The organism is Rhodanobacter sp. B2A1Ga4 (assembly GCF_018101315.1).
In the GTDB taxonomy this organism is placed as follows: domain Bacteria; phylum Pseudomonadota; class Gammaproteobacteria; order Xanthomonadales; family Rhodanobacteraceae; genus Rhodanobacter; species Rhodanobacter thiooxydans_A.
This window is the reverse complement of record NZ_JADBJR010000004.1, coordinates 1-16,366: the sequence shown is the minus strand read 5'-3', so window position 1 is coordinate 16,366 and position 16,366 is coordinate 1. Positions and strand designations below refer to the sequence as shown.

General features: G+C 63.5%; 18 protein-coding genes. 17 read left to right on the top strand and 1 reads right to left on the bottom strand.

Annotation, left to right across the window (positions count from 1 at the left end; all coding sequences use genetic code 11):
- The first annotated feature begins 263 nt into the window (after nt 1-263).
- The 12 genes from IMW82_RS13070 (at nt 264) to IMW82_RS13015 (ending at nt 10,222) form a co-directional block, all read left to right on the top strand.
- Nucleotides 264-2,045, top strand: coding sequence for a PRTRC system ParB family protein (locus IMW82_RS13070; RefSeq protein WP_211004785.1), 1,782 nt, complete (start codon nt 264-266; stop codon nt 2,043-2,045).
- 75 nt (nt 2,046-2,120) lie between these two features.
- Nucleotides 2,121-2,591, top strand: a complete 471-nt coding sequence (locus tag IMW82_RS13065) for a DUF3085 domain-containing protein (RefSeq protein WP_211004784.1) — start codon at nt 2,121-2,123, stop codon at nt 2,589-2,591.
- Nucleotides 2,592-2,632: 41 nt separating this feature from the next.
- Nucleotides 2,633-3,154, top strand: a complete 522-nt coding sequence (locus IMW82_RS13060) for a hypothetical protein (protein ID WP_211004783.1) — start codon at nt 2,633-2,635, stop codon at nt 3,152-3,154.
- Nucleotides 3,155-3,164: 10 nt separating this feature from the next.
- Nucleotides 3,165-3,569 carry a PRTRC system protein C gene (locus IMW82_RS13055; RefSeq protein WP_211004782.1) on the top strand — a complete coding sequence of 135 codons (405 nt, stop codon included), beginning with the start codon at nt 3,165-3,167 and terminating at the stop codon, nt 3,567-3,569.
- A 69-nt stretch (nt 3,570-3,638) separates the two neighbouring features.
- Nucleotides 3,639-4,991 carry a hypothetical protein gene (locus IMW82_RS13050; RefSeq protein WP_211004781.1) on the top strand — a complete coding sequence of 451 codons (1,353 nt, stop codon included), beginning with the start codon at nt 3,639-3,641 and terminating at the stop codon, nt 4,989-4,991.
- A complete protein-coding gene (locus IMW82_RS13045) occupies nt 4,984-5,715 on the top strand; it encodes a PRTRC system protein B (RefSeq protein ID WP_211004780.1) in 732 nt (243 codons plus the stop codon). The genes IMW82_RS13050 and IMW82_RS13045 overlap by 8 nt, the downstream gene beginning before the upstream one ends.
- Nucleotides 5,715-6,347: a PRTRC system protein A gene (locus IMW82_RS13040; protein ID WP_211004779.1), complete on the top strand. Its 633-nt coding sequence runs from the start codon at nt 5,715-5,717 to the stop codon at nt 6,345-6,347. Before IMW82_RS13045 ends, IMW82_RS13040 begins: the two co-directional genes overlap by 1 nt.
- On the top strand, nt 6,344-7,114 hold the full coding sequence (locus IMW82_RS13035) for a PRTRC system ThiF family protein (RefSeq protein WP_211004778.1): 771 nt from the start codon (nt 6,344-6,346) through the stop codon (nt 7,112-7,114). Before IMW82_RS13040 ends, IMW82_RS13035 begins: the two co-directional genes overlap by 4 nt.
- Nucleotides 7,115-7,267: 153 nt before the next feature.
- On the top strand, nt 7,268-7,750 hold the full coding sequence (locus IMW82_RS13030; RefSeq protein ID WP_211004777.1) for a hypothetical protein: 483 nt from the start codon (nt 7,268-7,270) through the stop codon (nt 7,748-7,750).
- 48 nt (nt 7,751-7,798) lie between these two features.
- A complete protein-coding gene (locus IMW82_RS13025) occupies nt 7,799-8,926 on the top strand; it encodes a hypothetical protein (RefSeq protein WP_211004776.1) in 1,128 nt (375 codons plus the stop codon).
- Between the two features lie 175 nt (nt 8,927-9,101).
- Nucleotides 9,102-9,443 carry a hypothetical protein gene (locus tag IMW82_RS13020; RefSeq protein ID WP_211004775.1) on the top strand — a complete coding sequence of 114 codons (342 nt, stop codon included), beginning with the start codon at nt 9,102-9,104 and terminating at the stop codon, nt 9,441-9,443.
- A complete protein-coding gene (locus IMW82_RS13015; RefSeq protein ID WP_211004774.1) occupies nt 9,440-10,222 on the top strand; it encodes a trypsin-like peptidase domain-containing protein in 783 nt (260 codons plus the stop codon). Before IMW82_RS13020 ends, IMW82_RS13015 begins: the two co-directional genes overlap by 4 nt.
- A 3-nt stretch (nt 10,223-10,225) precedes the next feature.
- Here the strand turns inward: IMW82_RS13015 and IMW82_RS13010 are convergent, their stop codons facing one another.
- On the bottom strand, nt 10,226-11,242 hold the full coding sequence (locus tag IMW82_RS13010; RefSeq protein ID WP_211004773.1) for a hypothetical protein: 1,017 nt from the start codon (nt 11,240-11,242) through the stop codon (nt 10,226-10,228).
- Nucleotides 11,243-11,506: 264 nt separating this feature from the next.
- Between IMW82_RS13010 and IMW82_RS13005 the strand changes: the two genes are divergently transcribed.
- From IMW82_RS13005 to IMW82_RS17865, 5 genes are all read left to right on the top strand, one after another.
- A complete protein-coding gene (locus IMW82_RS13005) occupies nt 11,507-12,220 on the top strand; it encodes a thermonuclease family protein (protein WP_211004772.1) in 714 nt (237 codons plus the stop codon).
- A gap of 14 nt (nt 12,221-12,234) precedes the next feature.
- Nucleotides 12,235-13,071, top strand: coding sequence for a hypothetical protein (locus tag IMW82_RS13000; protein WP_211004771.1), 837 nt, complete (start codon nt 12,235-12,237; stop codon nt 13,069-13,071).
- 147 nt (nt 13,072-13,218) lie between these two features.
- A complete protein-coding gene (ssb, locus tag IMW82_RS12995) occupies nt 13,219-13,884 on the top strand; it encodes a single-stranded DNA-binding protein (RefSeq protein ID WP_211004770.1) in 666 nt (221 codons plus the stop codon).
- Between the two features lie 143 nt (nt 13,885-14,027).
- Complete coding sequence (locus IMW82_RS12990; protein WP_211004769.1) at nt 14,028-14,252, top strand: hypothetical protein; 225 nt, start codon at nt 14,028-14,030, stop codon at nt 14,250-14,252.
- Entirely contained in the window at nt 14,249-16,279 is a 2,031-nt protein-coding gene (locus IMW82_RS17865; protein WP_211004768.1) for a DEAD/DEAH box helicase, read from the top strand. Before IMW82_RS12990 ends, IMW82_RS17865 begins: the two co-directional genes overlap by 4 nt.
- The last annotated feature ends 87 nt before the right edge of the window (nt 16,280-16,366 follow it).

The following is a 16,366-nucleotide window of genomic DNA, read 5'->3' as shown; positions in this document are numbered from 1 at the left end:
GCATCACCGATCCGGCCGGTCTGGTCACGACGTACTGCCCCATGCCTAAGGCGACACCTTGCAACGGGTGAGCTCCGATAGCGGCACGACGATTCTCACGCTCGAGGCGGAAGCCTGAGCGGAACTCTGTCCATTGACGACGCCAAGAATGGAACTGGGCAGGGTATACGTCCCGATTGAGTAAGAGCCGCAAAACGCAGGCGAACTTTGGGGGGTAACTTGGCGGCTTAGATTCAGGGCACTCGACACCAAGAGGAGTCCCCATGTCGCTCGATACCGCCGCACCGTCCGAAGTCGCGGTTATTCCGCTCGCCGCCATTCGGGTGGTCTACAACCCCCGCCGCGCCTTCCGCCCCGAAGCCCTGCAGCGTCTCGCCGAGTCCATCCGCGAGAACGATTTGATCCAGCCCATCGCGGTCCGGCCTTCGGACGATGGTGAAGGGTACGAACTGATCGCGGGTGAACGTCGACTGCGCGCGATGCGTCTGCTTGAACGCGTGGACGCGCCGGCCCGCATCATCTTCTGCGACCACAATGAGGCTCGTCGTCTGTCGCTCCTGGAAAATTTGGATCGTCAGGATTTGTCTCCCGCCGAAGAAGCCCTTGCGGCGCGCGATGCCCTCGACCTTGCCGACGGTGATCGGGCAGCGACAGCCTCGCAGCTCGGCTGGCCTGCAAGCAAATTGGAATCGCGTCTGTTGCTCCTGCAGGCGTCGGTCGACGTGCTGGATGCGGTGGCGGACGGACGCATCCACGTGGGCCACGCGGAGCTGCTCGCCGGTTTGCCGGAAAGTCAGCAGAACAAGGCGCTGGGTCGCATCATCGAGAACAACGTCACCGTGGCCGGGCTCCGCGAACAGGTGAAGGGTGTGGTGATCCCGCTTGCCCAAGCCATCTTCCCCACCGGCGCGGGTTCTGCGTGCGAAACCTGCCCGTTCAACACGGCCCTGCAGGGGACGCTGTTTGGTGAGGCGGTGGCCGGCGCGAATTGCAAGAACCGGGCTTGCTTCACGGCGCTTACCAACACGGAGCTGGAAGCGCGGAGAGCCCGCTTGCAGGAAGATTACGCGACCGTCGCGCTCTCGACCGAGAAGGACGAAGCGTCGTACACCGCCTTGATCCAGAGCGGCGCGGGCGGCGTCGGGCCGGAGCAGTACAACGCCTGTCGCAGCTGCGAACACTTCGGCGCGCTGCTCCACGCCAAGCCCGACGCGCGCCTCGGCCAGGTCGAACGGCCAACCTGTTTCAACCTCTCCTGCCACGGTACCAAGGTCCGCGCATACGCCGAATCACGGGCTCCCGTGCCGGCGGTAGAGGATGGCACGTCGGAGGATGCGGAGGCCCCGACCAAGGCCACCTCTGCCAAACCGGCCGCTGCAGCCTCCCGCGCAGCTGCCGCCTCCAAGGCGAAGGCCAAGACCAAGCACACGCCTGCACCGGCGGCGTCGAGCGTCGCGGCCAAGGCAGCGATGAAGCCAGCGTACACGGCGGCAGCGACCGGACTGATGACCACCGGAACGAAGGCACCTCTCGCGGTGGCGATCCTCGCGATGGCCAAGGTGATGAACGAGGCCGGCATCAGCCTGCCTGACGGCGTGACGGTCAGCGGCAAGAAGCCGGAAGACATCATCGCGAAGCTACTCGGCAAAGAGGAAGCGGACCTCTCTCGCCTGTTCGGTGCCACCGCGTGTGCGCTGGTCACCGGCCATCAGGCCAGCCCGCAGTTCTCGCGCAATGACGTGTTTCCCGCCGTCATCGCGGCCTCGATGGTGCAAGGGCAGGGCGTCGATCTGGCCCAGCACTTCACCGTCTGCGAACCGTACCTCGCAGCGCACACCAAGGAAGGCATCGGCGCGCTTCTGGAAGAGAGCGGCTTCAAGAGGTGGCTCACGGCGCAGGACGACGGCGAGAAGCGCTGGAAGGCTTTGCTCGCCAACAAGAAGGCCGAAATGCCCAAGGAAATCATGGCCGCTGGGTTCACTTGGGACGGGTTCGTGCCCAAGGCCGTCGCGAGCGTTTCGCCCCGCGCCTTCGTCGGCGTCTGACAAAGGAAATCGTCGAACTTTTGGCGCGGCCCGCATGGGCCACGCTGGAGTCGTCGCAGCACGAAAGGAACTGACATGACAACGACCCTGACCTTCAATCTCAACACGCTACGCCCGATCCTGGCGCATGCGGTCGCCGCCACGTCGCAGCGCCCGACCTTCGCGCACCTCTCCAACCCGGCTTACTGGAAACCCGGCGTCGACCCCACCGCACGCGGATGGGTCGAACCGGGCGACATTGACCAGACGAAGTTGCAGGCGTCGGTGTGGCTGGTGAAGGGGGCGGGCATCGGCATTGTGTCGGCAGGCGATCCGCAACAGGCCTCTGAGGACGGCTCCGGCGGGCCGCGAACCGCCTTCGCGGCAGGGTTCGATCCGGTAAGGGATGCCGACTGCGCCTCCCGCGCCGATGCGCTGCTCGGCCGCGACGAGTTCACCGAATCCGTCGATGCCCGCGAAGTGCTGCGACTGATGGAGGCCGCGCCGCACGCACGCACGCTCCGCATCCGGGTCAGCGCCCACAAGATCAGCATCGCGGTTCGCTGACACCCACTTCAACGTCCAACCACTTTCACGGGAGTCCCACTATGTCGCAACACCCGATCAACCTTCTGACCTCGCTGGTACGCAAGGGCGACAGCGTCAGCCTGAGGTTCCGCGCCGTCGACGCCGGCACCCAGGTCGTGTTCCAACCCAGCATCAAGGGCGCGGATACGGTCGAGTCCGATCCCGCGCTGGCCCAGCAGATCGCTGCGCTGGCCTTGCCGTTTGTCTTCACGGTTCCCGCTGGTGCGGACGTCAATGACGCCCTTTCCGAGGCGCTGGAACAGATCAGCCAGAGTCGGCAGGGATTGGTGTCGGCCCATGCGGCGTATCAGGCGGCAGTTGACGATGCGGCGGCGCGTGCCCGGCAAGCCACGGCTGAAAAGGGCAAGACAAAGGCCGTGACCAAAAAGCCATCCACCACGGGGGGCAGTGACGCTGCTTCCGGTGACGATGCAGACGGGGGCGACGCCGACGCAACGCAGGGTGGCGAGCCGAATGCGGCTGCACCTGTTCCCGCCCCGGCGGTAGCGCCGGTTCAGCCCTCTGTTTTCGACGAAGAGTGAGGAAGCGATCATGGTTGAAGTGACGACTCTCACTCGCGTGTTCAAGTTCGGCCCGACCACTGTGCCCGACCCCGCTCCGACACTCCCGCCGGAGGATGCGTTCCGGCTACTGCAGGGCGCGTTGACGCATCTGGCCCACGCCACGCTCGAAGGGCCGGAAGTCGTCGGCGATCAGTTGGTGTACACCATCGTGCGTCCGCCCGCGCAGACCAAGGGAGCGCGGCGCACGCCGCGCCCGACCAGCGCGGGGCAAGACGACGTCGAAGCGGCGGTGAAGTCGCTGCAGGCGTGGGCCAACGCCGACTCCACGTCCGGCTACGACCATGTCCTGCACCACGACTGCGGTCAGTTCCTCCTTCGCTGCCGGCAGCGCAATGCGAGACCCGTTGATCCGTTCCTTGTTGGCCTCGCCTGATCCCTTCCGAACTTTGCGCCCCGGCCCTAACGCGTAGGGTCGGGGCAGGTAGTTGACGGAGTCGGCATCATGTTTCCATTGAGTTCAGCCCATCTGACGGCTGACGTGTTGCAAGGCGCGCAGGGCATGGCCACCGGCAGCCTCGCGCTCTATTCCCGCCCCTCGCGCGCGCATATCGCCGCTGCCTTGCGGCGGCAGGTCCGAGGAGGACTCGTAGCCGCGAGAGAAGTCCGGAGCATCTTCGCCGCCGGCATTGCCGGCACCGATGGCCAGGTTCGCGACCTCGGTAGCACCCTGGTCGACCGGGCTCGCGCCCGAATGGGCGACTTGCCGCGTCTTACCAAGGCTTCCACGCGCTGCCCGTTCAATCCGAAGTACGACGATCCGCAGGTGCGCAACGGCATCGTCTACTGGGGCGCGGCGCTGATGCGCGCCGGCGCGATCTCATGGGGCGGACTGGCGCGCGCATTGGCTCGCGGCGGAGCGAACCCGACGATGGCACTGCGCGGTGCCGGTGAGGCCTACGCCAATCGAGTGCTGACCGACATGTTCGCGCGCTTCGGTTGCGAGCCGCGCGCAAAGACGTTCAAGGAGCCGTTCTGGCAGGTATTGCCTGCAATCCTCTACGGCATCACCGGGGACGATGCACCGGCAGTGGTGATGGCAGCTGGCCCGGCGGCCGGCAACTGCTCTTTCACCCTGTCGTCGCTGGACATCGACATGGATCAGGCAGACGCGCCGCTCCTATGCGCGTTGCTCTCCAAGTGGCCGAGTCACGCGTTGACGGTACTTGCGCCACACGAGTTCGTCGGCGATGGCTACCTCGGTAACGGCCAGTTCTGGGAGGACGTCGGCTCCTATGGCAACGAGCTTCTGGACGCACAGGGAAACGTCGCACTGACGGACGACTTCCTGGAGCACATGGAGATGGAATACGGCTACGAGCGGGAGTCCGAAGAGGACCGTGACACGCTCGAACGCTGTGTGCGCTTCCTCGCCAAGCGCAAGGTGCGAATGACCGATTTCAAGTCGCGCGATGCGGTCGGCAAGGGATTCCGTCGCCATCTCAAGCAGCACACCGGCGAGCCAACCAAAGCGGTTCTCTCTTCGTTGTTGCGGCTCAACGAGGAGGTCTCGGAACGGCTTGCCGGAGCAAGGACGCTCTCGACAGTGGAAGCCATGTGCGAGGAAGGCTACGGGTCCGGTCTGCACATTGTGAAGGCAAATTTCTGCGGCATCGAGGATCGCATCCTCGACGAACACGAGCGCATGACGTGGGAAACCGGCTCGGACGGCACGATTGGCATCACGCCGACGAACGCTGATCCATGGAAGGTATTTGAACTTTGCGTGATCGAGGCATGCGCCATAACAGTCATGTCCTACCTCATTTCCCAATTCAACGAGGCGCAACGTGACTGACGAACTGCAACCCACTATGGCACTGCTGGTACACACCGCCGGAAACATGCAGGGTGACTCATCCGGTGCCCGGCAGCTGGTGCTGACGATGCACGACATTGTCCGAGGCACCAACGGCCCGATGCTCAATGCCGGCCGGATTCTGTCGCACGCTGACGCCCAGGAACTGGGTTCGCGCCTACTGACCCCTGGCACGGCGCGTCGGGCCGGTATCCAGCTGGTGCCCGAGGTTCTTCTGCGGGAAACCAACACGGGCTTGACGTGGTTCCGCCCGGCCCAGCGCACGCATCAGCACTGGCGCACGGAGGGAGGAAGGGAAGTCATCGACGCGGTGATCCCTGGACTGGTCTTCCACGTCGAGAACGGCGTGCTCCACGTCGCTGCGTATGCGGGAGCCGAGCGGCCGGCACTCAACACGCCGCTCTACCACGCACCTATCGGGAACGTGCACGATGACACGCTCGTCTGCACGGGCAACGCCACGCTGCCGCGCCAGCAGGATCAGGAGTCGATCCGGTCATGGGAGCGAGTTCTGTTGGCCACCAACTTTTCGCACATCAACCACCCACGGACGCTGGCCGCGAAGGACACCTCGACCGAGCAACTCATTGCCTTCTGGAAGAAGCGCAAGCGGTACACCACGCCGCCGGACGCGCGATTCTTGCACCCGCTGCGCAAGACGCTGTCCGCCTGGCTGACCACCCTGACCGGGGAGGATGAGTGATGTTTGCCACCGAGCAGACAGGTCCGCTGGACGCAGCCATCGCGCAGATGCTGCCGATCAACGCGGTGCCGCTGGAAGGAACCTTCTCGCCGCTGGCTGGGGCGGGTCGCCGCCTCCTCGTCGCGCGGGACGGGATTTACGTCGAGGCAGCCAACGACGCGCTCTATGTTCGGCTGCGTCTCGTGGCGCTGCACACGCCGTACGGTGAGCTGACCGAAGGCGTGGCGTTGCGTGGAGCCCCCATGCCGCGCGCCTTTGCGCGGACGCTGATGGAGCGCTCGCTGGCCAGTCACCCTTGTGAAATGGCCGCGCTGATCGTCGCTGACGCTGGCGAGCCGGCTGGGTACCGACTGATCGAGCCGGAAGGGCAGGGCCACGTGGGTCAGGTGACCTACGCCGACCACGGATACGACGACGCCATGCTCGTCATCGACGCGCATAGCCACGGTCCCTTTCCTTCCATTTTTTCCCATACAGACAACGCGTCCGACCGCTCACGCGGTGGGCCGCACCTGAGCGTGGTCTTTGGGCACTGTGGCGAGCGCGCATCGACGACAGTCGCGATCAGGGCGTGTGTGGGCAACTACCTCATTCCGCTCGATGAAACCCACTTCTCGGAGCTGTTCGCATGACCCGGCACCGCTTTCCCATCCCCGAAGCGTTCATGGCCGACCGCGCCATTCGCGTGACCGTCATTGGTGCCGGCGGCACCGGCTCGTTGTTCTTGAGCGACCTCGGAAGGCTCGACGCCGCATTGCGTGCCCAGCGGCATCCAGGGATGCAAGTGACGGTGTATGACCCCGACACGTTTTCGCCAGCCAACTTCGGTCGCCAGCTGACCACGGCCGGCGACGCAGGCTTCAACAAGGCGGTCATGACCGTCGGGCGCATCAACAACTTCTACGGCCTCGACTGGCTCGCGGTGCCCGAACCACTCAACCCGACCCGCCACCGCCTCATGGCGGATCTGGTGATCGTTTGCGTGGACAAGGGAGAGTTCCGTTACAAGCTCGGCGAGCACTATCACGACGAGCAGACGGAAGCACTCTGGATGGACTTTGGAAATGGTGCTGCGCTGGGGCAAATTGTGGTGGGTCACCTCGGCAAACCACGAACGGGCTTGCGCCTGCCGAACGTCTTCGACTTGTACGGGGCCGAGTTGCTGGCCGGAGACGACGATGATCTACCGTCGTGTAGCCTGCAGGAGGCGTTGACCCGCCAGAAGTGGGCAATCAACCTCAACATGGCGACCGCCGGTGCGACGCTGCTGAGCACGTTGCTGTTCGACGGCGAGCTGTCCGAGCACGGCGCGCTGATCCGGCTGAACCCGCTGCAGGTGTCACCGTTGATGATCGACACCGACGCGTGGGCAGGTTTCGGTTACGAGAACGCGGACTGACGGGGGCGCAGGGCCGCTTTTTGTCTTGTGCCGACGAGATCAGAGCGAGTCCAAACGCGCAGGGAGGTCTGATGCGCGAAAAGAAGTCTCGCGTTCTTTGCGACGCGGAAGTGACGGCCAAGATGGGTCACTTCCACCCGCGAGGATCGTCCGATGTCCGACACCACCCAAAGCATTTTTCCGGCAGCCACCGCCAGCGCTACCGATGCGGCGCACACCGTCTACTTACCGGCGCACGCGACGAATGAGTGGGTCGATGGCCCGGCATGGCTCGAATGGCAGGTCACACCGGCGATGGTCGCCCACCTTCAGGCCTTGGCTGCACTGGCGATCGAGAACAACCTGAGCGCCGTGGAGCTGGAGCCGGGTGGCGTCAGCTGGATGCCCGCAAGCATTGCCGATGAGCTGCGTTTGGGGATGGACACTCTGGTGCTTCGCTCCGGCAAGTATCCCTACCTGTGGTTCCGCTCATATCCCAAGCACGTGGACGGCCCCTGCGAAACCGCGCAGATCAACCTGAGCGATCTGGCCGACGCCGTCGCCGGTGGTGAGCAGTATTTGGGTGGCGAACCGGAGGAACTGAAAGCAAGGATGGCGGAGTGCGTCGAGGAGGAAGAGGACGAGGCCGCTGCCTGAGACGAAACCTCACGTGGCACCTCTCCCATCACTTCCAAAGGTAATCACATGAACCTGCAATCTTCCACGCCTGCCGCCCAGTCCATCCGTCTGACCTGCCGGGAGGGAACCTCCAACAAGGAATACCGTGCGCAACTGGTTGCCAGCGGTGATGGCTGGGTACTCAGGGCGCAGCACGGGCCAATCGGCGGCACGATGAACGACGCCGACAAGATCACGACCCCCGTGGTCTATGAGCGCGCCATGCGCGAATACCTGAAGCTGGTGAAGTCCAAGCTGGCGAAGGGGTATGTCACCAGCGACGAAGTTGTCGCAGGCCTGGTCGATGTGCCGCTGAAGGCCTTCGATGCCACCGATATCCGCCCCATGCTGTTGCATCCGATCGACGACGACGAGCTGGATCAATACCTGCTCGATCCTCAATACAGCGCCGAGGAAAAGCACGACGGTGAGCGTCGCATCCTGGTCGTAGAGGCGTCGGAGGGTGGCACCGCCGTCTACGGCGTGAATCGCAAGGGCGTGCGAGTGCCGCTACCCGAAACGGTGGATGCCGCCATCCGGGCGCAGATCGGAGGGAACGTCAAGGGACGTACCGTGCTGGACGGCGAGATCATCGGCGAGACGGTCTACCTGTGGGACGTGATGGAGCATGAGGGTCGCAACCTGCGGCCAGAACCCTTGGTGAACCGGCGCGCCGTCCTCGCGCGTCTGATCGCCACCTGCGACAACGTCAAGCTCACGCGGGTTGCGCTGACGACCCAGGACAAGCGGGCGCTGCTCGAACGCGTGCGCGCAGCCCGCCGAGAGGGCATCGTGTTCAAGAGGAACGGTGCGGCCTACGTTGCAGGCCTGAAGTCGTCCGATGCGGACTGGCACAAGTACAAGTTCGTGCAGTCGGCCACGGTACGGGTGCGCGCGCCCAACGTGGGCAAGCGGAGCGTGCGTGTCGAGGCAAAGGATGACGAGGGCAACTGGCGCGCCCTGGGCAACGTCACGATCCCGCCCAACCACACCGTTCCTGAGTCTGGCGCGATCGTCGAGGTCGAATATCTTTTTGTAGCCAACGTTGGTGGCGCACTCTACCAGCCGGTCTACCTGCGCGAACGTGCCGATCAGGACGAAGGCGACTGCGTCCTGAGCCAGCTGAAGTACAAGGGCCTTGCCGAAGCCGCGTAGCGTCAAAGCCCGGGTGCAGCCGCCTTGTGTGTGCTGCACCCGGAGCGCGTCCGGGCGCGACCCACACCGAAAAGGGTCCAAAAATCCGCCGATTTCGACGGGGTTTCAGGCCTCCCAGTGGGGTGCCGGCGGATAACCTACAGACAAGACCATCAGATGAGACAAGGAGGTTTCCATGCGTGCCAGTTTCATCCTCAAACGGAAGCAGGCGGTAGGCCAGTACCTGGGTGTCAGGGGCCGTGGCTTCGACGTGGTAGACATCGTCAGGGCCGAACGCTTTCCCACGAACGTCCTCGCGGCGCGCTACGCCGCAGCGGCATCCGAAGATCCGTCGATACCGGACTTCGAAGTGAAGCCCGACTTGCGACCGCCGCTGCATTCGGCCACCGGCGCGTGCCGGGTTTGCGGTTGTACCGAACACTTCGCCTGCCCGGAAGGCTGCAGCTGGGCCGAGCCGGACTTGTGCAGCGAATGCGCGCATGAACTCGTCGACTCGGCGAATGCGGCCAGAGCATGAGCCTTCGCTCGGGGTCGTCTGGCTGGGCCGTCATCACCGGCGTGACTGCCTTGGCGGCGATCCTGCTGTACGGATTGGCATGGTCGCGTGACAAATCACTTCGCGCCGCGTTGGTCGGTCAGCCACCGTCGTTCGAGCATTCGGTATCGGGCCTGCCATCGGTGGTGAGCATCGTGGCCGAACACATGCCCGATGGTCCTGCAGGCGGGAAGACCAGGATCTCGTTGGCGGACATGGCCCCTCGTGGCTCCGGATTTGTGGTCACGGCCGACGGGGACATCGTGACGTGCGCGCACGTGGTCGCCGGTGCAAATCGCGTCTTGGTGCGCTTTGCCGCTGGGTCGGGACAGGACACTCCGGTGCCAGCACAGGTGATTGGGGCTGACGCCGAAACTGACGTCGCGCTCCTGCATGTCGACGCCAAAGCACCGCTGCCCGCGGTCAGCTGGGGCGACTCGACACACCTTCAGCTGGGCCAGTGGGTGCTCGCCATTGGTGCGCCGTACGGTTTCGAGGGTACCGTGACGCAAGGCGTGATCGGCGCGCTGCACCGGAATCTCCAGGCACCTGGTGCCAATCCGGTGCGGTACATCCAGTCGGACGTTCCCGAGGCACCCGGCAACTCGGGCGGCCCCTTGCTCGACCTGGATGGCCGGGTGATTGGCCTCAACGCGCAGATCTTCGAAGCGGACCACGGCAGTTCGATGCCGCTGTCGTTTGCTGTGCCCAGTGCCGACGTGATCCGGGTGGTCTCCCAACTACGCAAAAGGGCGCGCTGACGGCTACGCGCTTGGTGGCCCGTCGAGCAGGTCGCCCAGCACTTCAGCCGACGCTGGAATGAGGGCCAGCACCGGAATGCCTCCGGGCTGTGGCCGCATGATGACCACAGGGACGGCGTCGACGTCTATGGCGTTCGAGGTCGCCAAAAGGATGTGATTGTGTCCCTCGAGGATGGAGGCCAGCTGCTGGTGCGCCAGAACGAGCTGGCGGCTCACGACCTCGACCAGCATGCCGGGATTGGACCCGTGCTCGCGCTCGGCCGTAACCATCAACCGCTCGTAGAGCTGGGCGACCATGCCAACAGAAAGCACGCGCAGCGCGTTCGATGACGTGGTGCTTGCCACGATCGCCTTGGGTATCTGGACGAAGCTCGACGGCTCAAGAACCACGCGATCCCACTGGCGGAACTCATCGTCCCCAAGTCCCTGCTCCAGTAGTCGTACCGTCCGCTGGTAGAAGGCTACGAAAAAGGCCATCTGTGCCCAGCCATGCTCGTCCGGTGCCGACTTTACGTGGTCGCCGATATCCCGAACGATGGCCCGCAGGACCTCAACGACCGCCGCAGTGGCCGCGTGCATCGGCTCGGTAATCGGAAGAAAGACCGTGTCCTGGGGGAGCTTCGTGATCCGCACGGCCTGGAAAGGGCTTGAAGGCTCGGCAAACGTCGTGGTGCCCAGCGCATGACGGCCGGGAAGCAGGAAGGGTGCGTCGTCGTCAGGTGCCGGCGTCGCCCATGTGATGTCGATCGCGCGCTTTTCAGCCAAGAGCGCGATCCGGACCGGGAGGGCCGGCTCCTTGAAGAGGAACGACATATCCCGGTCCGTTCGCAGCAATGCCGCATCGCAGAAGGAACGCCAGTGAGCAACCAGGCGTTCGGACAGCGCGGTGATCTCCCCCACGAGCAGTTCCTTGGGGTTCTCATGTGGCTCTGAGACGATGGCACCAAGGCCCTTGATGACGTCTTGAAGCGCCTGGACGTGGGCCAGGTGCCATGCCTCGACCGTGGTCGGAGGTGCCAACCGGTCATCGCGCTCGCGAGGGGGGGGATGGTATGGGGGCAAGGCGAATCCTGTCTGTCCCTGAAGATGACGCGAAGTATGCCAGTACAGCGCCGCCAAACGTGATAGCAGCGTACCAAACTGCAGGTCAACGGGCCGCTGGTAAATCCACGGCTCGACGGGTAGGTATCGCGCAATTGCCTGTGTAATGACCGAGTTTCAAGGTAAGTCCTTCGGTTCGCGCGCCCTAGACTTTCCCTCAGGAACTCACTCACAGGGATGTCCATGGCAAAGAACGTAAAACCGCAAAAGCGGGGAATGGTCGCAGCGCTCGTACTTGCCTGCCTCTTCATCTTCTTCGGGTTGCTGGCGCTGAGAACGCGCCCGGCCCTACGCCAGCACATGGGCCAAATCATCAGCGGCGTTCCGACGGCCGACGGTGGTACCAATGCCGGGCAGACGGCTCAGGACGTGCTCGGGCACATCTTCTCGACGCCAACTGTTCGCGACCAGACCACCGCGCCTGCTGCCGCGGACGACGACGTGCGCCAGCCCACGGCCGATCGGGTCACCATGGCGATGGCCAGCCGTGGTGCAATTGTCGGTGCGCCACGCCTTCTGTCTGGCAATGCCGTCGAGGTCGGCGGGCAAGCCTTCACCCTGTGGGGGATCCAGATTCCCTCCACCAACTACCAGTGCACCACTGGCTCGCGCCAGTGGTTCTGCGGCGATGAGGCCACCAAGTCCCTGCGTGACTTCATTGGCGATCGCAAGGTGGGTTGCTATCCGAAGGGCCAGGATCTGAATGGTCACGCGATCGGGCGGTGCTTTGTCGGCTACATCGATCTGGGGTCGCACCTGGTCGAGGAAGGTTGGGCGCTTCAGCAGCCGCGTATCACCAACGACTACAACATGGTGCAGGAACTGGCCAAGGCTCACCGGGCAGGCCTCTGGGGTACCGACTTCGACCCGACCACATTCGTCAACAACGCCGATTGAGCGAAGGAGCCTACATGCCGTCCTCAAAACGATTCCAGCGCTCCTACCGGCGACGTTCATCGCCCACACCCCCCACGACGCTGCCACGGGTAACGCCGACCGCCAAGCCTGTGGACACTGCAGCGACCGTACGAGCAGAATCGTGGGCGCTGCGTGGTGCCATCGGACTGCTTGTCATCATGGTCGCGGCGCTTGGCTGGATGCGGGCCGAGTGGGGTGACACCGCAGCGCCGGTGCGACTGGGAACGACCCACGCCACCAAAGTCAGCGACAACGCCGGGTTCGTCACGCCAGCCCAGCAGAAGTTCCTCGATGCTGCCAACCGTAGCTCCAACAGGACGTTTACGGCTGCCGAGTGGCGCGCGTTCCAGTCACAGTTGGAAGGTCGCGTTCCTGATCCCGCGTCGATTCAGTCGCCTAACGACGGTGCGGTGGCAGTATCTCCAGCGGCGGTCGCCCCGGAACCCGAAGTGGTCCCCGTGGTGACACCTGACCTTCCCGGTTACAAGATCGCGATCGACGGGAGCAGCACCGATGCGCTCGTGGGGTCCATCAACGCCATCACGGCCGCTCTGCCCGATCACGACGCCAGGGTGTTCCAGAAATCCGTCCGGATGCTGATCGTGGGCAGCATCCCCGTCGAGCAACTGGTTGCACAGCACGTCCAGCCTTCCGAGCTGACGGAAGCGCGTCTGCTGGATGGCGCGCGATCCAGGCTCAATGGCATGAAGGCCATGGACGTGCTGGCCGCGGCCACCGCGCTACACCAGAAGCTTGTGCAGCAAAGCCAGAACCACACCGGTCCATTCGCTGCATCCGCTCAGGGTGCCTCGAACGGCTGGGGAAACTGAAAACAATGATAACTTTTGCAGCTCCATGTGCCGGGTATGTTTGTACTGCAACACAAAAGCGCCCGTCCTTCCGGGTATGAGCAGCAACACCGAACGCAGCCATAGCACGGTCTGCCAATTCAGTGATTAACTTGGAGTAAAAAGAGCATGAGCAGCAAAGGCGTAAATCGCGTGATTATTGTGGGGCATCTCGGAAATGATCCCGAAACACGTCACACCGGTAATGGTACCGCGATCACGAGCATTAGTGTCGCCACCAGTGAATCATGGACCGATAAGCAAAGCGGCGAGAAGCAGGAGCGCACCGAGTGGCACCGTGTGAAAATGTTCGGCCGGTTGGCGGAAATCGCTGGCGAATATCTGACCAAGGGTCGACAGGTTTACATCGAAGGCCAGCTGCGCACCGACAAGTACACGGACAAGGAAGGTATCGAGCGCTACGCGACCGACATCATTGCCAACGAAATGCAGATGCTTGGGACGGGGCAGCAAGAAGGTGGCGACGGCCAGCGCCGGGCACCGAGCCAGGGCAACCAGCAGCGTGCCAACGGCAATTCCAACCGGAACGGCAATGGCAATGGCAATGGCAATGGCAATGGCAATGGCAACAATCGTGGCCAGGAGGCTGGCCGCCAAAGCAATCAGGGCGGTAACGGTGGCCGCTCCAATGGGAATGGCAACAGCGGCTATGGAAACCGCAACGGAAACGGCCAATCCGGGGGTGGTGGTAATGGCTCATCGCGAAATAATGGCGGGTATTCCGATAATACGGGACATGATAATGGGTCATTTCCAGACGATGTGCCCTTCTGATAACCGATTGTTAACACTTTCGAGAATGTCTGTCTCGGGGAATGGAATGCATATCCCGCGGCTAAAACAAAAAGTTGTGGCCGAGTTTCAAACCAATCGGCCACATCTGTTTAGGGCAGTAACAAGAACGGAGTCATGACGCAATGAAAGCGTTCCTGCGTGTAGTTTTGACCAACCCGTCGATTGCAATTCCTCTTGGCATTCTCGGGCTTCTTCTCGCCTATCTATTCCTCAACGCGCCGAAGGCTGTCGGGCCCGTCATGAGCATCTTCCTGATCGGTGCCGCAGTAGGCCTGCTCCACCTGATCACTTCGCGCAAAGTCCCGCCGCCCTGGCGCAAGGACGACCAGGACACGAGAGACAAGTGAACGCTGCCGCTGCATCCAACGCGGAGGATCGCCCGCGTAGTGCTGCTCACGCGGCGCTGCGATCGTTTGGCATTTCGCGACCCTCGGAAACGCCACTTCTGGTACCCGAGTCCTACCAGGACTTCACCGTCCCTGTTCGAGATCTCTCTTTCCTTGTGGAAGGGGAGGCTACCTTCGTCGTGGCCACCGTCCAATCGACGCCCAGTCGGAGCAGTTCGGGGCCGCCGCGATTCGCCTTCTTGCTGGAGGACGACACGGGTGGTGCGTTCAGAGCAGCGGTCTTCGGTGACGATCCGGCCGCGGTCAAGGGAATCGGCAAAGGACGCACGCTCGCCTGTGTCGTCAAAGCCAAGGATCGCGGCGGCACGCGCTGGATCACTGTCGTCGAAGTCATCGAGCCGGAATGGGTAGGGCGCGTGCGCCCGGTATATCCCGTGCGCAAAGCCGGCAACCTGCGTATGGAAGTGCGCGCCATCGTGCACGGCTATCTGCCCCACATGGTGCACAAGGCGAGCGCCTTCCTGGCCGAGCAGTTGGCAGACCTTGCGCCGATGCCAGCCGTGCTGAAGGCAGTGGGGTGCGGTGGGTGGTCGCTCGAACAACTCCTCTGGCAGATCCATGCGCCGGCCTCGCTCGCGTACGCCGAACACGCGCGAGCGGCCTACATTCGCATTGCGGCGCTGGGCATGCGCCTGCGTGCTCTGCGGTCGGCCGAGCAGAAGCCGACAACGCCGTTGGTTCTTCCCACGCTCGACGATCGCATTCGGTCCCTTCCGTTCCGCCTGACGGACGATCAGCGTCGAGCTGTAGAGGATATGCGTGAGCGGCTCGCGCGCCCGTACCAAACGCGATCGATCCTCAGTGGTGAAGTCGGCAGTGGAAAGACGGCGATCTGCCACGTCCTGGCGGCGGCCGTGTCTGATCTTCCCACAGGTCGTGTCTTGATCATGGCGCCTACGTTTCCTCTGGCCAAGCAGCTCTACGATGGCTTCATTGCCGTCTACCCCGAGGTGCCGACAAGCCTGGTCGCCGGCGAAGATGATGGTGCCGACCCGACGCTGTCCCGCGTGGTGGTGGGTACCAGCGCGGTGCTGACGCGAAAGATCGGCGAGTTTGTCCTGGTGGTGGTCGACGAACAACAGCGCTGGTCGCGTGGCCAGCGCGAGCACTATCTCGCGACCCAGACGCATCTGATGGAGATGTCGGCGACATGCATTCCGCGCACGGTGGCTCTGATGCGACTCGGCCAGGTCGAAGTGTCGGAACTGCGGCAGACCCACTCGGAAAAGGTCATCAAGACGAAGCTCTGGGTCGGCAACGATTCGGTCGGCCCGATGTTCCGGCAGATCCGCGAGGCCGTGATCAACAAGCGCCCCGTGCTGGTGATCTATCCGAAGAAGGAAGCGGATGATCGCAAGGTGGGTAGCAAGGGCACGATGGCCAAGTCCAACAAGCCGTCCACGCCGGGTGGAGCAATCGACGAGCGGCACTCGGTAGAGTTGGCACTCCCACGCTGGGAAAAGCTCTTTCCCGGGCGCGTCCGCGCGATCACAGGCAACGACGAGGACGAAGGGAAGGCTTCTGCGCTGCAGGCAATTGCCGACGGGGATGCCGAGATCCTGCTCGCCACGACGGTGGTGGAGGTTGGCATTTCGCTGGCCAATCTCTATTACATCGTCATTGTGATGCCGGATCGCTACGGACTGACCACGCTGCACCAGCTGCGTGGGCGCGTTGCCCGAAACGGGGGTGAGGGCTTCTGCCACCTGTGGGCACCAACCGAGCTGTCGGACAAGGCGCTGGAGCGGCTCAACGTGTTCGTGGAAACCAGCGATGGATTCGCTCTTGCCGAGGCAGACCTGCGTATTCGAGGATCTGGCGATCTGAGCGCCGACTCGTCTACGCAGTCCGGTGCGGATGAGACATTCCTCTACGGCGCACCTATGAGCATCGAGACGTTGGAAGAGGTGGCCGACCTCTGGGAACAGTTGCGCCCCGAAACTAGGCCAGAAACCGCCCAATTTTAATGTCGCGTGCGCAGGTCGCGTGGCTAGTCTTGTCCGTACTCGGTTATGGACGACAGCCACCTCATGCAACGGAACCTCATCGCGCTC

Bases quoted from the DNA above. Each gene is read 5' to 3' on its own strand.
- IMW82_RS13065 (WP_211004784.1), top strand. From the start codon at position 2,121: ATGACAACGACCCTGACCTTCAATCTCAACACGCTACGCCCGATCCTG.
- IMW82_RS13025 (WP_211004776.1), top strand. From the start codon at position 7,799: ATGAACCTGCAATCTTCCACGCCTGCCGCCCAGTCCATCCGTCTGACC.
- IMW82_RS13040 (WP_211004779.1), top strand. From the start codon at position 5,715: ATGTTTGCCACCGAGCAGACAGGTCCGCTGGACGCAGCCATCGCGCAG.
- IMW82_RS13050 (WP_211004781.1), top strand. From the start codon at position 3,639: ATGTTTCCATTGAGTTCAGCCCATCTGACGGCTGACGTGTTGCAAGGC.
- IMW82_RS13060 (WP_211004783.1), top strand. From the start codon at position 2,633: ATGTCGCAACACCCGATCAACCTTCTGACCTCGCTGGTACGCAAGGGC.
- IMW82_RS13000 (WP_211004771.1), top strand. From the start codon at position 12,235: ATGCCGTCCTCAAAACGATTCCAGCGCTCCTACCGGCGACGTTCATCG.
- IMW82_RS13005 (WP_211004772.1), top strand. From the start codon at position 11,507: ATGGCAAAGAACGTAAAACCGCAAAAGCGGGGAATGGTCGCAGCGCTC.
- IMW82_RS13015 (WP_211004774.1), top strand. From the start codon at position 9,440: ATGAGCCTTCGCTCGGGGTCGTCTGGCTGGGCCGTCATCACCGGCGTG.
- IMW82_RS13030 (WP_211004777.1), top strand. From the start codon at position 7,268: ATGTCCGACACCACCCAAAGCATTTTTCCGGCAGCCACCGCCAGCGCT.
- IMW82_RS13070 (WP_211004785.1), top strand. From the start codon at position 264: ATGTCGCTCGATACCGCCGCACCGTCCGAAGTCGCGGTTATTCCGCTC.
- IMW82_RS13035 (WP_211004778.1), top strand. From the start codon at position 6,344: ATGACCCGGCACCGCTTTCCCATCCCCGAAGCGTTCATGGCCGACCGC.
- ssb (WP_211004770.1), top strand. From the start codon at position 13,219: ATGAGCAGCAAAGGCGTAAATCGCGTGATTATTGTGGGGCATCTCGGA.
- IMW82_RS13055 (WP_211004782.1), top strand. From the start codon at position 3,165: ATGGTTGAAGTGACGACTCTCACTCGCGTGTTCAAGTTCGGCCCGACC.
- IMW82_RS13020 (WP_211004775.1), top strand. From the start codon at position 9,102: ATGCGTGCCAGTTTCATCCTCAAACGGAAGCAGGCGGTAGGCCAGTAC.
- IMW82_RS12990 (WP_211004769.1), top strand. From the start codon at position 14,028: ATGAAAGCGTTCCTGCGTGTAGTTTTGACCAACCCGTCGATTGCAATT.